The sequence below is a fragment of the Pseudomonas sp. AP19 genome (genome assembly GCF_001728855.1).
In the GTDB taxonomy this organism is placed as follows: Bacteria; Pseudomonadota; Gammaproteobacteria; order Pseudomonadales; family Pseudomonadaceae; genus Aquipseudomonas; species Aquipseudomonas fluorescens.
This window is the reverse complement of record NZ_LXJP01000007.1, coordinates 83,439-96,124: the sequence shown is the minus strand read 5'-3', so window position 1 is coordinate 96,124 and position 12,686 is coordinate 83,439. Positions and strand designations below refer to the sequence as shown.

The 12,686-nt window shown below is 60.3% G+C and carries 17 protein-coding genes; 8 read left to right on the top strand and 9 right to left on the bottom strand.

The features are described from left to right. Positions 1-55 precede the first annotated feature (55 nt). Positions 56-1,153 (top strand): carboxynorspermidine decarboxylase, encoded by a 1,098-nt coding sequence (locus A7D21_RS08050; RefSeq protein WP_053256427.1) that lies wholly within the window; start codon positions 56-58, stop codon positions 1,151-1,153. 28 nt (positions 1,154-1,181) lie between these two features. Continuing rightward, a complete protein-coding gene (locus tag A7D21_RS08045; RefSeq protein ID WP_053256428.1) occupies positions 1,182-2,426 on the top strand; it encodes a saccharopine dehydrogenase family protein in 1,245 nt (414 codons plus the stop codon). 196 nt (positions 2,427-2,622) lie between these two features. Here A7D21_RS08045 and A7D21_RS08040 read toward each other — a convergent pair whose 3' ends face one another. Next, entirely contained in the window at positions 2,623-3,669 is a 1,047-nt protein-coding gene (locus A7D21_RS08040; RefSeq protein WP_069551417.1) for a hypothetical protein, read from the bottom strand. A 225-nt stretch (positions 3,670-3,894) separates the two neighbouring features. Between A7D21_RS08040 and A7D21_RS08035 the strand changes: the two genes are divergently transcribed. Then, complete coding sequence (locus A7D21_RS08035) at positions 3,895-4,137, top strand: hypothetical protein (protein ID WP_053256430.1); 243 nt, start codon at positions 3,895-3,897, stop codon at positions 4,135-4,137. On the opposite strand, the gene A7D21_RS34255 is transcribed toward A7D21_RS08035, so the two are convergent. Further along, positions 4,132-4,824 (bottom strand): M24 family metallopeptidase, encoded by a 693-nt coding sequence (locus tag A7D21_RS34255; protein WP_053256431.1) that lies wholly within the window; start codon positions 4,822-4,824, stop codon positions 4,132-4,134. The two genes, A7D21_RS08035 and A7D21_RS34255, sit on opposite strands and share 6 nt — an antisense overlap. Before the next feature lie 365 nt (positions 4,825-5,189). Between A7D21_RS34255 and A7D21_RS08025 the strand changes: the two genes are divergently transcribed. Together A7D21_RS08025 and A7D21_RS08020 are read left to right on the top strand one after the other, a co-directional pair. Continuing rightward, positions 5,190-5,525 (top strand): DUF6124 family protein, encoded by a 336-nt coding sequence (locus tag A7D21_RS08025; protein WP_053256432.1) that lies wholly within the window; start codon positions 5,190-5,192, stop codon positions 5,523-5,525. Positions 5,526-5,596: 71 nt separating this feature from the next. After that, positions 5,597-6,100 carry a signal peptidase II gene (locus A7D21_RS08020; protein WP_053256433.1) on the top strand — a complete coding sequence of 168 codons (504 nt, stop codon included), beginning with the start codon at positions 5,597-5,599 and terminating at the stop codon, positions 6,098-6,100. 43 nt (positions 6,101-6,143) lie between these two features. On the opposite strand, the gene glsB is transcribed toward A7D21_RS08020, so the two are convergent. Continuing rightward, positions 6,144-7,052: a glutaminase B gene (gene glsB / locus A7D21_RS08015; protein ID WP_069551416.1), complete on the bottom strand. Its 909-nt coding sequence runs from the start codon at positions 7,050-7,052 to the stop codon at positions 6,144-6,146. 57 nt (positions 7,053-7,109) lie between these two features. Here glsB and A7D21_RS35755 point away from each other — a divergent pair, with 57 nt between their 5' ends. Beyond that, the gene (locus tag A7D21_RS35755) at positions 7,110-7,268 is read left to right on the top strand and encodes a hypothetical protein (protein WP_155512287.1); all 159 of its coding nucleotides are present in this window, start codon (positions 7,110-7,112) and stop codon (positions 7,266-7,268) included. A 33-nt stretch (positions 7,269-7,301) separates the two neighbouring features. On the opposite strand, the gene A7D21_RS08010 is transcribed toward A7D21_RS35755, so the two are convergent. After that, entirely contained in the window at positions 7,302-7,712 is a 411-nt protein-coding gene (locus tag A7D21_RS08010; protein ID WP_053256435.1) for a hypothetical protein, read from the bottom strand. Between the two features lie 109 nt (positions 7,713-7,821). Between A7D21_RS08010 and A7D21_RS08005 the strand changes: the two genes are divergently transcribed. Next, positions 7,822-8,673 (top strand): helix-turn-helix domain-containing protein, encoded by an 852-nt coding sequence (locus tag A7D21_RS08005; RefSeq protein WP_053256436.1) that lies wholly within the window; start codon positions 7,822-7,824, stop codon positions 8,671-8,673. On the opposite strand, the gene A7D21_RS08000 is transcribed toward A7D21_RS08005, so the two are convergent. Further along, positions 8,674-9,315, bottom strand: a complete 642-nt coding sequence (locus tag A7D21_RS08000; protein ID WP_053256437.1) for a ribonuclease T2 — start codon at positions 9,313-9,315, stop codon at positions 8,674-8,676. Between the two features lie 89 nt (positions 9,316-9,404). Continuing rightward, positions 9,405-10,385 carry a Gfo/Idh/MocA family protein gene (locus tag A7D21_RS07995; protein ID WP_053256438.1) on the bottom strand — a complete coding sequence of 327 codons (981 nt, stop codon included), beginning with the start codon at positions 10,383-10,385 and terminating at the stop codon, positions 9,405-9,407. Positions 10,386-10,512: 127 nt separating this feature from the next. On the opposite strand from A7D21_RS07995, the gene A7D21_RS07990 reads away from it, so the two are divergent. Next, positions 10,513-10,875, top strand: a complete 363-nt coding sequence (locus A7D21_RS07990) for an NUDIX hydrolase (RefSeq protein WP_069551415.1) — start codon at positions 10,513-10,515, stop codon at positions 10,873-10,875. Between the two features lie 302 nt (positions 10,876-11,177). Here A7D21_RS07990 and A7D21_RS07985 read toward each other — a convergent pair whose 3' ends face one another. From A7D21_RS07985 to A7D21_RS07975, 3 genes are read right to left on the bottom strand one after another with little or no spacing between them, the layout of a single operon-like run. Further along, positions 11,178-11,672 carry a periplasmic heavy metal sensor gene (locus tag A7D21_RS07985; RefSeq protein ID WP_053256440.1) on the bottom strand — a complete coding sequence of 165 codons (495 nt, stop codon included), beginning with the start codon at positions 11,670-11,672 and terminating at the stop codon, positions 11,178-11,180. Continuing rightward, positions 11,669-12,100 (bottom strand): hypothetical protein, encoded by a 432-nt coding sequence (locus A7D21_RS07980; protein WP_053256441.1) that lies wholly within the window; start codon positions 12,098-12,100, stop codon positions 11,669-11,671. Before A7D21_RS07980 ends, A7D21_RS07985 begins: the two co-directional genes overlap by 4 nt. Then, positions 12,097-12,675 (bottom strand): RNA polymerase sigma factor, encoded by a 579-nt coding sequence (locus A7D21_RS07975; RefSeq protein WP_053256442.1) that lies wholly within the window; start codon positions 12,673-12,675, stop codon positions 12,097-12,099. Before A7D21_RS07975 ends, A7D21_RS07980 begins: the two co-directional genes overlap by 4 nt. Positions 12,676-12,686 lie beyond the last annotated feature (11 nt).

Genomic DNA, 12,686 nt, shown 5'->3' with positions numbered 1-12,686 from the left:
AGTGCGGGCACAATGCGTGTCCTTTTTTGGCAGGCACCGCCGCAGGCTCTCAAAAATGATCAAAACGCCGTACTACCTCATCGACAAACAGAAGCTTCTGGTCAACATGCAGAAGATTGCCTACGTGCGCGAACAGTCCGGCGCCAAGGCTCTGCTGGCGCTCAAGTGCTTTGCCACCTGGTCGGTGTTCGACCTGATGCAGGAATACATGGACGGCACCACCTCGTCGTCGCTGTACGAGTTGAAGCTTGGCCGCCAGAAGTTCGAAGGTGAGGCGCACGCCTACAGCGTGGCCTGGGCCGACGATGAAATCGAAGAGATGCTGGATAACTGCGACAAGATCATCTTCAACTCCATCAGCCAGCTGCAGCGGTTTGCCGAACGCAGCGAAGGCAAGACCCGCGGCCTGCGTGTGAACCCGCAGGTGAGCAGTTCCGACTACCTGCTGGCCGACCCGGCGCGCCCGTTCAGCCGTCTGGGCGAATGGGACCCGGTGAAGATCGAAGGCGTGATTGAGCAGATCTCCGGTTTCATGTTCCACAACAACTGCGAGAACGCTGACTTCAACCTGTTCGACCAAATGCTCAACACCATCGAAGAACGCTTCGGCGCGCTCCTGCACAAGGTCAACTGGGTCAGCCTCGGCGGCGGCATCCACTTCACCGGTGAAGGCTATGCCATCGACGCCTTCTGCCAGCGCCTCAAGGCGTTCTCGCAGAAGTACGACGTGCAGGTGTACCTGGAACCCGGCGAAGCAGCGATCACCAACAGTGCCTCCCTGGAAGTCACCGTGCTCGACACCCTCTACAACGGCAAAAACCTTGCCGTGGTCGACAGCTCCATCGAAGCCCACCTGCTGGACCTGCTGATTTACCGCCTCAACGCCAAGCTGGCGCCGAGCGAGGGTGAACACACCGTCATGGTGTGCGGCAAATCCTGCCTGGCCGGGGACATCTTCGGCGAGTACCAATTTGATCGTCCGCTGGCCATCGGCGATCGGCTGTCGTTCATCGACACCGCAGGCTACACCATGGTCAAGAAAAACTGGTTCAACGGCCTGAAAATGCCGTCCATCGTAGTGAAACAACTCGACGGTACAGTCGAGGTGGTTCGTGAATTTGGTTACGACGACTACCTGTCCAGCCTTTCGTAAGCTGGCGGATAAAGGAGAGATAAAGCAATTGAAAAAGAACGTTCTTATCATTGGTGCAGGAGGTGTCGCCAAGGTGGTGGCCCACAAGTGCGCGCAGCACAACGACGAACTCGGTCGTATTGCTATCGCGTCGCGCAACATCTCCAAATGCCAGGCCATCATCGACAGCGTCAAGGCCAAGGGTAGCCTCAAGGTTCCCGCCCAGATCCAAGCCTTCGCGCTGAACGCCCTGGACGTGGAAGCGACCAAGGCCCTGATCCGCGAGACCGACTCGCAGATCGTCATCAACGTAGGTTCCGCGTTCCTCAACATGTCGGTGCTGCGCGCCTGCATCGATACGGGCGTTGCGTACCTCGACACCGCCATTCACGAAGAGCCGGGCAAGGTCTGCGAGACCCCGCCGTGGTACGGCAACTATGAGTGGAACCACCTGGAAGAGTGCAAACAGAAGAACATCACCGCCATCCTTGGCGTGGGCTTCGACCCAGGTGTCGTCAACGCGTATGCCGCGCTGGCGCAGCAACAGCATTTTGACCGCATTGATTCGATCGACATTCTCGACGTCAATGCCGGCTCCCATGGCAAATATTTCGCCACCAACTTCGACCCGGAAATCAACTTCCGCGAGTTCACCGGGCAGGTGTGGAGCTGGCAGAACAGCCAGTGGACCAGCAACACCATGTTCGAAGTCAAACGCACCGATGACCTGCCGGTGGTCGGCTCGCAAAACCTGTACCTGACCGGCCACGATGAAGTGCACTCGCTGTCGAAAAACCTCGACGTGCCCAACGTGCGTTTCTGGATGAGCTTCGGCGAACACTACATCAACGTGTTCACCGTACTGAAAAACCTCGGCCTGCTCTCCGAACAGCCGGTCACAACCGCCGAAGGCCTGGAAGTGGTGCCGTTGAAAGTGGTCAAGGCCGTGCTGCCCGACCCGTCTTCGCTCGCCCCTGGCTACACCGGCAAGACCTGCATCGGCGACCTGGTCAAAGGCACCAAGGACGGCCAGCCGCGTGAGATGTTCATCTACAACGTGGCGTGCCATGAAGAAGCCTTCGCTGAAACCGACAGCCAGGGCATCTCCTACACCGCCGGCGTGCCACCGGTCGCCGCAGCGCTGCTGGTCGCGCGTGGCGAGTGGGACGTTAAACACATGGCCAACGTCGAGGAGCTGCCGGCTGAGCCGTTCCTCAAGGCGCTGGACGTGATGGGCTTGCCGACTCGGATTAAAGACGAGAACGGTGACCGTGCCTGGGATGCAATTGCCTGATAGGCGATCGCTGACTGAACAAAAAAATGCGCCCCACGGGGCGCATTTTTTGTTTGGGCACATGAGAGTCGTCAGAACAATGGCGATCCAAATGTGGGAGCGGGCTTGCTCGCGAAAGCGGTGTATCAATACCGAATACGTTTACTGACACCCTGCATTCGCGAGCAAGCCCGCTCCCACATTTGGGGCTCTCGCATCACTGCTGCTCAACCGTCCGGCTTGAAATGACATCCTGCGGCGCCAGCAACCAGTGCCGCGTAACAGTCCATCCCAAAAAGACCTTCGCGCCGTCCTCAGTTGCATCGTGCTGATGCAACACTTCGCCGGCGCAAACCTTGCGCAAGCCACTCATCACCGGCAGGAATGTCTCTCGAAAAGCCACTGGCTGTGTGGCGAAACAAGCCTCGACTGACGCCATGGCATCCCTGCGCTCACCCTCATCAAGCATCGCCAGATAGAACACCATCTGACGCCAGGCATAGGCGGTATTCTTGAGCATTATCAACCGAGCATGATAGTGCTCAATCCGCACCTGCTGCCGTTTGCAGATCCACTCAAAACACACCCGCACCATGACGCCTAATCTAGATTGCAGCAAAACTTTCAACCCAAGCTCTTCAAACAGTAACGCGAGATTCTGCGTGGTTAAAATCTGCTGTTGCTCAAGAATGGTGCCGTTGGTTGCCGGGTGCCACGTACCCAACTCAACCCCTGCACGCTTTGCACACAAGGTCGCAAAGGCATCGCTTGCCACTCGCGCACGTCGTCGCCCTCTGGTATGAAGGCTCGCCAGTTCATCGGTATTAATGTCGTAGTAACGTGTGTAAAGAGAGCCTGCCAGCACCCGGCCTGCTCGCCTGGCAGCATCGGCAAACTTATCGGAAAACTTACCCATGAAGATATCTGCAGCGACCTCCTCCACAAAGGGCAGGTCCAGTTCCGCAGTGTCCGCCAGTGCTGAAAACTCCTGGAGAAGTTTGTTAGGCAGGATGGCGTAGGGGAAGGCAGAAAGCGTCAACGCCGACGACTCAACCAGCGCTTGTTTGGCTGCTCCCGCCACCACAGCGCCGGACTGGCGGTCACCTTCAATGACGGCAACCCAAGGCAACTCACTGAGGCCAACCTGACGCTGAAGGTTCAGCAGTAATAACGAACGCCGTCGACGGAACGCGCGATAATTAGAGGCGTATACCATTCTCAGCGCTTCATCGCGCAACCCCGAGCTACTCAGTTGCGCAGTCATCGCGGGCAACACCCGCGCGACGGTATCACCTGAAGTAATCAGCCCATGCTCAATCAATTCACTGATCGTGCCACTCCGGGACCGTCATAATGCTGAGGGCAAAAAAACTCTAAAGAACTGTCAATTCTCACAGGTTACTCAATCCACTAACTGCGCTAGCTTAGCCGGTCGAGAGGTCAATCATCGATTGGCTTACACATTCATCATGAGCGAAAGGACTCGTCCATGAGCCGAAAAAAAACCGCAAACCGCAACACTTCGCCGATCAAGCCACGCGCACGCAACCGCTTAGGCATCACCGCCCACCTGCCCCGCTGGGTGTTCGTGCTGCTCATCGCACTCTGCGCCCTCGGCGCACTGCAAGAGCGCATCCGCCGCGTACGGCCGGTGTACGCCGTGCTGCTGTACGTTGGCGTGTTCATGTTGTTATGGGCGGGCTGGATACGCTGGTTTGCGCCTGGCTCATAGCTCCCGGGCCTGCCCCTCGCTATCAAAGAAATAGATATTCTCGTGCTTGTAACCCCACCGCCCGCCCCGTTCGCGGACATGCGGCTCGAAGGTAAAACACGCCACCTCATCAAGACGCCGGTGATTGCCCGCTTCAATGTAAAGCCGCTGATCACGCCGCTCGCAGAGGCTGTGGCCCACATTGGCGGCAAAATCCAGGTTCTCGAAACCGGCCGTCTCGATCAAATCATTGGCAAATTCATACAGCGCATTGAAGGTGGTTTCAGGCCTCACAAACCGCCGCATGCGCTCATGCAATTCGCGCTCGGTCGCATGGCCACGGCTGAATTCAACACCGATCGGCACCGCCCGGCAAACGCCCTCTTCCATGTAAAACGACCGAGCACAATCGCCCCAAAGGCTGCCGGACCTTGGGCTCAGGTCCACCGTTATCAGGTTGTGGGTTCCCACCGGTTCCTCTGCAGGCCGATAGTCACGGCCAGACACGGAAAGCAGGCTGCGCGAACCGAGCAATACAAAGGCCGGGCAGTCGTAATACCACGTGTCCGGGTAGCCGGCTTCGGTGAGTAACTGTGCGGCATTGCGGGCGATGGAGCTTTCTGTCGAGTCGGGCGTGATGCTCGCGATGAGCCGCTGCAACACCCTCTTGGCTGCGGTTTGGACGACATCATTCGGCGGTTTGGGCATGGTCGGTATTTTCCTTGAGTGGGTGTGGTTTAACCCGATCGCAAAATCGTTCGACGCCAGATGCTCTCGGATATTTCCCACAGGGGTTTCAGGTTGTCGGTCGGAAGTGCGCTGACTAACCTCTCGTCGTCGCTGCCAATTCAGCGACCGGATTTGACCGTCCGACTTCAAAAGAACAAATGCGCCAACACCGATCTTGGGCGTTTTTTTTACGTCTGTTGTATCGTGTCGCGGCAGCTTTACGCGGGATACCTTCGGGTATGCCGGTTTTGTTCCTTTGGCCGGTCGGTCAACCCGCGTACAGCTGCCACCCTATTTCGTATGACCGCGAATCGTGGCAGCTCCATTTACAAAGGAGCTTCACCATGATCAAAGACAGCCCAAATCCCCCCGACCAGCAAGACTACGATACCAGCACCCTGCACGCAGTGGCCTACCGTGCGATCAACCACTACCTCAACCCCGGCAAACCCCTCCCAGAACCGAGTGAAGGCCTCTTCACCGTGCGCGCCGACCTGGGCACCGAAACCCTGCTGGTCAACGCATCGCAGGACCTGGCATCCATCAGCGACATCGCCAACCACCTGGCTTTCGAAATCGACGGCTCCCAACGCAATGTCGCGCTGGGCATCTGCCGGATGCTCGAAGGCGTACAACTGCTGGTCGACAAAGCACTGAACGTCGCCCACCCGACGGCCTGAGATGGACGAGATAGAGCGCCTGAGCTATCTTCGGGCGCTCTATCGACAGACCCGGAACAGGAAGTTACCGCTTGAGCACGTCGCCCCTATTGCGAGGCCGCACCTTTGCCCTCCTCGCCGGCATTGCCTTTATCGCCGTCGACCAGTTGGTCAAACTGCTGGCCCTGGTTTCACTGCAAGCCAGCAGTTTTAAAATCGGCCCTAACCCGATCAACCTGGCGCTGGAACTGAGCCTGAACCCCGGAGCATTCCTCAGCCTGGGCGCGGCGTTGCCGCCGCAGGTCAAACAACTGATTTTTATCGTCGGCGTGGCCATCGTGGTTGCGTGGGCACTGGGGTGGTCGCTGTCCAATTGGAGCCAGCCGCTGCGCAAGGTCTTGCCGCTTTACGCGATCGCCTTGGGCGGTATCGCCAACTTGATCGACCGGGTATTTCGGGACGGGCAGGTGGTGGATTACATGGTGTTGAACGTCGGGCCGACGCACACTGGCGTGTTCAATATTGCCGATATTGCGATCACTGCCGGCGCAGTGTTCCTGATGCTCGATCTGTTCGTGAAGCCGCGCAACGCTTAGGTATCAATGGGGATCTACGGCCCCGCCGTAAATCCCCCAGCCATCAAAACACCGACCACCCAATCCGCTCACTCAACAACTCCAACGCCTTCATCCCCGCCAGCGAGTTCCCCGCCGCATTCAGCTCCGGCGACCACACGCACACGGTAAACTGCCCTGGCACCACCGCGACAATCCCACCGCCGACGCCACTCTTGCCCGGCAAACCGACGCGGTAAGCAAAATTGCCCGCCTCGTCATACAGCCCGCTGGTGGCCATGATCGAGTTGACCTGTTTGGTCTGGCGCGCGGTCAAGATCTGCTCGCCGCTGTGGGCGCTCGCGCCCTCGTTGGCGAGGAAGCTGAATGCCTTGGCCAAATCCAGGCAGCTCATCTGCAACGCGCAGTAGTTGAAGTAACTGTGCAGCACCGCGTCCACGTCGTTGTGGAAGTTGCCGAAGGACTTCATCAGGTAAGCCATGGCCGCATTGCGCGCGCCGTGCTGGGCTTCGGATTCGGCGACGACGCTGTTGACCAGAATCTGCGGGTTACCCGACAGGCGCCGCACAAAATCACGCATCGACAGGATCGGCACGGCAAAGCGCGACTGGTTGATATCGCAGATCACCAAGGCACCGGCGTTGATAAACGGATTGCGCGGGCGGCCGCGCTCGAATTCCAACTGCACCATGGAGTTGAACGGTTGCCCGGAAGGCTCGTGGCCCAGGCGTTCCCAGATGCTTTCGCCGCCATGGTCGATGGCCTGCACCAGGCTGAACACCTTGGAGATACTCTGCACCGAGAACAGGGTGTCGGCATCACCGGCGCAATAGGCCGAGCCGTCGTTGCCATATACGGCAATACCGAGTTGATTGGCGGGCACATCGGCCAGCGCGGGAATGTAGTCGGCGACTTTACCCTGGCCGATCAGTGAACGAACTTCGTCGAGGATCGACTCGAGCAGGGCCTGCATGTCTTGTCCGGTCATGTTTCTTTGAATCAGTGATAGCGGGGCGCGGAGGATACTTCAATGCGCCCGAAAGCCCCACTCTATCTCTACCACCCGCTCGAATATCACGAGGTAAACCACGCGCCGCCCCTGCTGCTACGCCAGGTGGATAAGCGCCACTTCGGCTGCTCGGCAATGGTCGAGAACGGCCCGTTGGGCCGGACGATTGGCATGGACTGATGCACGCCCTGTAATCCATGTGGGCGGTGCCGTTTAGAAATGCGCCACATCCGACACCTGTTCATCCAGCACATCCCGCGCCAGCGCCCATGCGCGGTCCCTGGACTCCACCACCAGTAACGGGTAGCCCCAGGCCTTGCCGAACGTAACGGCGAACGGCTTGAGCGCCAGGCGCTTGGCCGCGCTCGGCTCGACCTGGATCATGCCTTTGACATAGGTGCGCAGTGCCTGTTTGTTTTTCTTCATCCAGAGCGAGGCGTGTTTGCGCTCTTCGTGGGAGTGTTCGTGGTTGCTTTCGTCGACGGCTTTTTCGTGCAGCAGTACGAACGCTTGCTCGCGCGCCAGCAGGCGTTCAAACATCACGAACGCGTCAGCCGGGCCGCCTTCGTTGGGGGCGTCAAACACGATTTTCACCACGGGGAACGTCGAACTGTCGAGGCGCATGGCAGAGTTCCTAAATGAGAGTAGATCTCACTATAGGGTTCATGTTGCTGGACGGCATTGCATAAAATAGCCAATATATTTCGCAATTCAGCCAAGCAGTTGACCCGTCATGCACCGCCATCGCCTTGATCAGCACGACCCGTCAAGGGCCAGAGACGCCGACGTGATCCCGCGCGCGGTGGTGGCGGTGGGCGCTACGAGCACGTCCAAGCGCTGGGAGAACGCCCCCCACGCTCATCGCAAGGGCCAGTTGATCTACACGCTGCGCGGGGTCATTCATTGCCAGATCGAGGCCGGTATCTGGATCGTGCCGCCGCAGTGCGCGCTGTGGATTCCCGGTGGCCTGTCGCATGCCGCACGGGGCTCCGGCGAGGCGGAAGTGTATTGCCTGTTGATCGATCCGCAGGCCGCCAGCGCCCTGCCCGCTCAGGGCTGTACGCTGGCGGTGTCCGGCCTGTTGCATGAGCTGATCAGCAAAGCGGTCAGCTTCCCGCACTTGTACGAAGAAGACAGTGCGCAGGGGCGCCTGATCAGCACACTGCTGGACGAACTGGCGCAGGCCCCGGTCGAAGCCCTGCACCTGCCCATGCCCCGGGACCTGCGGCTGCGGCGCCTGGCCGACAGCCTGCTGGATGACCCGGCAGACAAAGCCACGCTCGGCCAGTGGGCGGTGCGCATAGGCATGAGCGAACGCAGCATGACGCGGCTGCTGTTGCAGGAGCTAGGCTTGAGTTTCGGGCGCTGGCGCCGGCAGTTGCATGTGATCCTGTCCCTGCAACGCCTGGCCAGGGGTGAAAGTGTGCAGCGGGTCGCGCTGGACCTGGGTTACGAGAACGCCAGCGGCTTTATCACGATGTTCCGCAAAACGGTGGGCCAGCCGCCGGCACGATACCTGGCGGACCGCGCCGGCGCGTCGAGCGCCACGGCGCCTGCCGCTATTGCCCTGCACCCCGGTCCATGATCAACGCTGAACCGGAATCCGAATGTCGCCACCCTTGCATTGGGTCTTGACGCTTCTGGGGCAGCCGGCAAAACGCAGTTCCTTGCTCAGGCACACGCGCACTTCAGACAGCACCTTGCCCTTGCAGATGACGGCCATGCCATGGTTGCCCATGGCCGGGTTGCTCTGGCGGAACAGGTTTTCAATCGCCTGCGCATCCAGGTCATTGGGCACGTTGAACGGCTGCAATTGCTGCGGGATCTGCACGGCCGCCAAGGCCGTGTCGGTCGCGTCCAGATAGCGCGACGCATCCAGCCCGCTGCAGGTGCCGTGCTTGGCCCACTCATGCTTGAGCAAGGCCTGCGTGGGGAAAATCAACGCGCCTTTGGCCAACTCAGCGGCCGACAACCGCGATTGCGCATCACACGACGCTGGCCAGCCGCCTTTGGCGTATTGCGGCCACAGCCCATGCAGCACAAACCCGTAGCCTTTGCCCGAGCACTGCTCGTTACTCGGGTGCGTCAGGCAGAACGTCGGCGACCATGACAACGACAGCACATAGAAATCAAAATCGCCCGCCGGCCGTTGCTCCCGTGGTGCTGCTTGCGTCGCCATACTGGCCAGCACCAACCCCAGCGCCATAAAGGCTGCCTTGTAGTTCATCGATCCATTCCTTGAAAACGTAAGCGACCAGTGTGGGCCCTGGCCCGTGCCCACCGACAGTCGCAGAAGCCACGCCCGCCCTGGGAAAATCAATCAGGACGGCGCGGATTGCGTAGCAATACTTTGTCCAGAATGCGGTCGGTCTTCAGCGCCTCGATCGCCACCGATGGATGCTCAGCGTCCCCGCGAATGTGCGCGTTCATGGCCTGCACGTGATGCCACTGGATATGCTCATGGCAAGGCACTGCCAACACTTCGTTTACCTCACCTTCAAGACGCAACGGCTCGTCCTCGAACACCGCAAAGGTGATGCGGCCCGTGCTGCCGATCAGTTCGACGCGGTCTTCGCGACGATCGGCGACGAAGTTCCAGCAGCCCATGCCCAACGCGCCCGAGCTGAAGGTCCAGCAGGCCGTCACCGCGTCCTCCGCCGCATACTGCCCCACCTGACGGGCGGTAAAACCGGTGACTTCGACAATATCGCCCGCCAGGTACTGGAACAGGTCAAACCCGTGGCTGGCGAGGTCGGCAAAGTAGCCGCCGCCGGCGATGGCCGGGTCGGTACGCCAATTTTCGGCGCTGGCATCGGCGGGCGCCGGCGGCTTGCACAGCGACCAGGTCACATGGCGCAACTCACCGATGCGCCCATCCCGCAGCCAGTCACGCACCTGCTGAAAACGTGGCAGCGAACGGCGGTAGTAGGACACGAACAAATGCAGCCCGGCGCGCTCGAAGGTGCGCTGCATCAACGCGCTTTGCTCGGCGTTGAGGGCCATGGGTTTCTCGACGCAGCAATGCTTGCCTGCCGCAGCCACCATCAGGCTGTATTCAAGGTGACTGTCGGGCGGCGTGGCGATGTACACCGCGTCCACTTCGGGGTCGTCGATCAGTGCCTGGGCGTCGGTATAGAAACGGGCAATACCGTGGCGCGCCGCATAATCGCGCACAGCGGCTTCGCGGCGCCCCATCACGGCCACCAGCGCAGAACCTGGCAGTTTATAGAAAGCGGGTCCACTCTTTAACTCAGTGACACTGCCACAGCCAATCATGCCCCAACGTACGGTATTCATCAGTTGTCCTCGTCCGTTTTCATCAAGGGGGAAGTATCCACATCACCACCCGACTATGCCACCGCCGATTAGCATGACAATTGCATTACACTTTTATGACAGGCATTCAGCGAAGGAGGTGTAGACCTTGAAAATACGCGCAACCGTTATTTGCAAACATGAGGAGCGCATCCTCTTTGTGCGCAAGGCCAGGTCAAAATGGGCGTTGCCGGGCGGCAAGGTCGAGCGTGACGAGCGCCCGATCGGGGCAGCCGCACGCGAGTTGGAAGAAGAAACCGGGCTGAATGTGGACGGCTTGCTGTACCTGCAGGAATTGAAAGCCCGCGACACGGTGCATCATGTGTTCGAAGCCTCGGTGGTGAACATTGCCGATGCGCGCCCATGTAACGAAATCATTGATTGCCGGTGGCATGCGTACAGCGCCATGGACGAACTGGACACCACCGACGCCACCCGGCACATCGTCAAATCCTTCGTGCGTCGCCTCTGACGCCGCGCCTCACCCCGCCCTCCGTTTTCTGCCGTTCGACAAAGGATTTGACGAACGCGGCAGCGGCTGTACGTCTTGCCTCGGCCATCCAACCGCTTTAATCCGCTGATTGTCGTGCGCACGGGCCTGCACCGGACGTCACGAATGTTGGGGATTTCGGTGTTGCATCAAGTGGGTATGGCGAGGTTGCAGGTGGACAGTGCGCTTAGGTCGCAAAGACCGAGTCGCCTGCATCGCAGGCAAGCCAGCTCCCACCGCTGACCGGGCCTGATTCAGGAGCCAGGTCGTCACCTGCATACAGATCAAGAACGCGGTCTATTCCCCGCGACCTGGGGGAGTTTCTCCTTGGTTTTACCCTGCCCGCGCTGGTACAGCGCCTCGACCAGTTTCTGCCGTTCATCCTGGGGCAAGTTGCTCGCGAACTGCGCCAAGGTGGTATCCACCAACGCCCGGAGCGCCACGTCCGCCTCGCGCGCCTTGGCCAGTTCGGCGACCAGCACCGCGCGGTCCAGTGTCGGCGCTTCGAGTTGCTTGATCACACCCAGCCGCGCTTCGCGACCGGCCATGATCAGCGGCTGGCTGTCAGCACGGTTTTGCCGCAGCAGCTGGCGCAACTCCTTGCGGCGCTCTGCCGGCAACTTGATCATCGCCTGGCGCAGGCCATGCTGGTTGACCACCGCTTCGGCGGGCCTGGCCGTCGCCATCCACTGATACAGGCCGCCACCTACACCGCCGATCAGGAACACGTTGAGCAACACCGAGACGACCAGCCAGGGTTTAAGGGACTTTACGCTCATTGCTCGGTTTCCTCGGCGTTGACAGTGAAGACGACGTCGGCATCACCCTGATCGAAGACACTTGGCAGCACTTCCGATGACAGCATTGGCAATGGCCCGCTCAACGACGCCACCAGTACCCCGGCGGCGATACCGGCAATCCCCACACCGACCAGGCCGGCGGGCGATAACCAGTTGGCATAGCGCGACCAGAAAGAGGCGCGGCGCGGCGCGGATTGGCGAATCTGCCGAGCCAGCGCCGGATCCGCGCAGGCCAGTTGATGGCTGTCCATCTGCCTGTCCAGCCAGCCCGCCGCGCACAACGCCGCGCGCGCGCTGGCGTTACCGCTGTCGAGCAACGCCTGAGCTGCGGCTTGTTCAGCGCTGGGCCAGCGATGCAGGCTGGCCCCGTAGGCATCAGCCAGGTGCGCAAATCGTTCGGGTGTCATGATGTTCCCCTTCCTGGGCGGGCAAGCCCGGGTGTGTCGGCAAGTTGGCTGCGCAACTGGCGTCGGGCCCTCGACAGCAGGCTCTCCAGTGCCTCGACGCTGATATTCATCAGAGCCGCGGCGTCGATGTTCGACAGCTCCTGATAGTACTGCAGCACAATGGCTTCGCGCTGGCGCTCGGGCAAGGTCGCCAGGGCGGCGGCCATGCGGGCGCTGCGGTCGGCGGTTTCCAACTGCTCATCCGGGGACGGTGCGCTGTCCGCCAGCGTCAACGCCTCGTCCTCATTCAGCGGGCGCTCCTTGCGTCGGCGCAGACGGTCATGGCACAGGTTGAGTGCCACCCGGTGCAGCCAGGTGTCAAACCGCGCTTCACCGGCGCGCCAGTTGGCCGCCTGGCGCCAGATCCGCAAAAAACTTTCCTGGGCGACGTCCTTGGCTTCGTCGGCATCGCCCAGGATCCGGCTGGCGAGTGCCAACAAACGCGGCAACTTGCGCGTCACCATTTCGTTGACGGCAGCAGGCTCGTTGTTGCTGATACGCGCCAGTAGCTCAACGTCAGGATCAGTGTCTTTCAATCGGGCAGCTC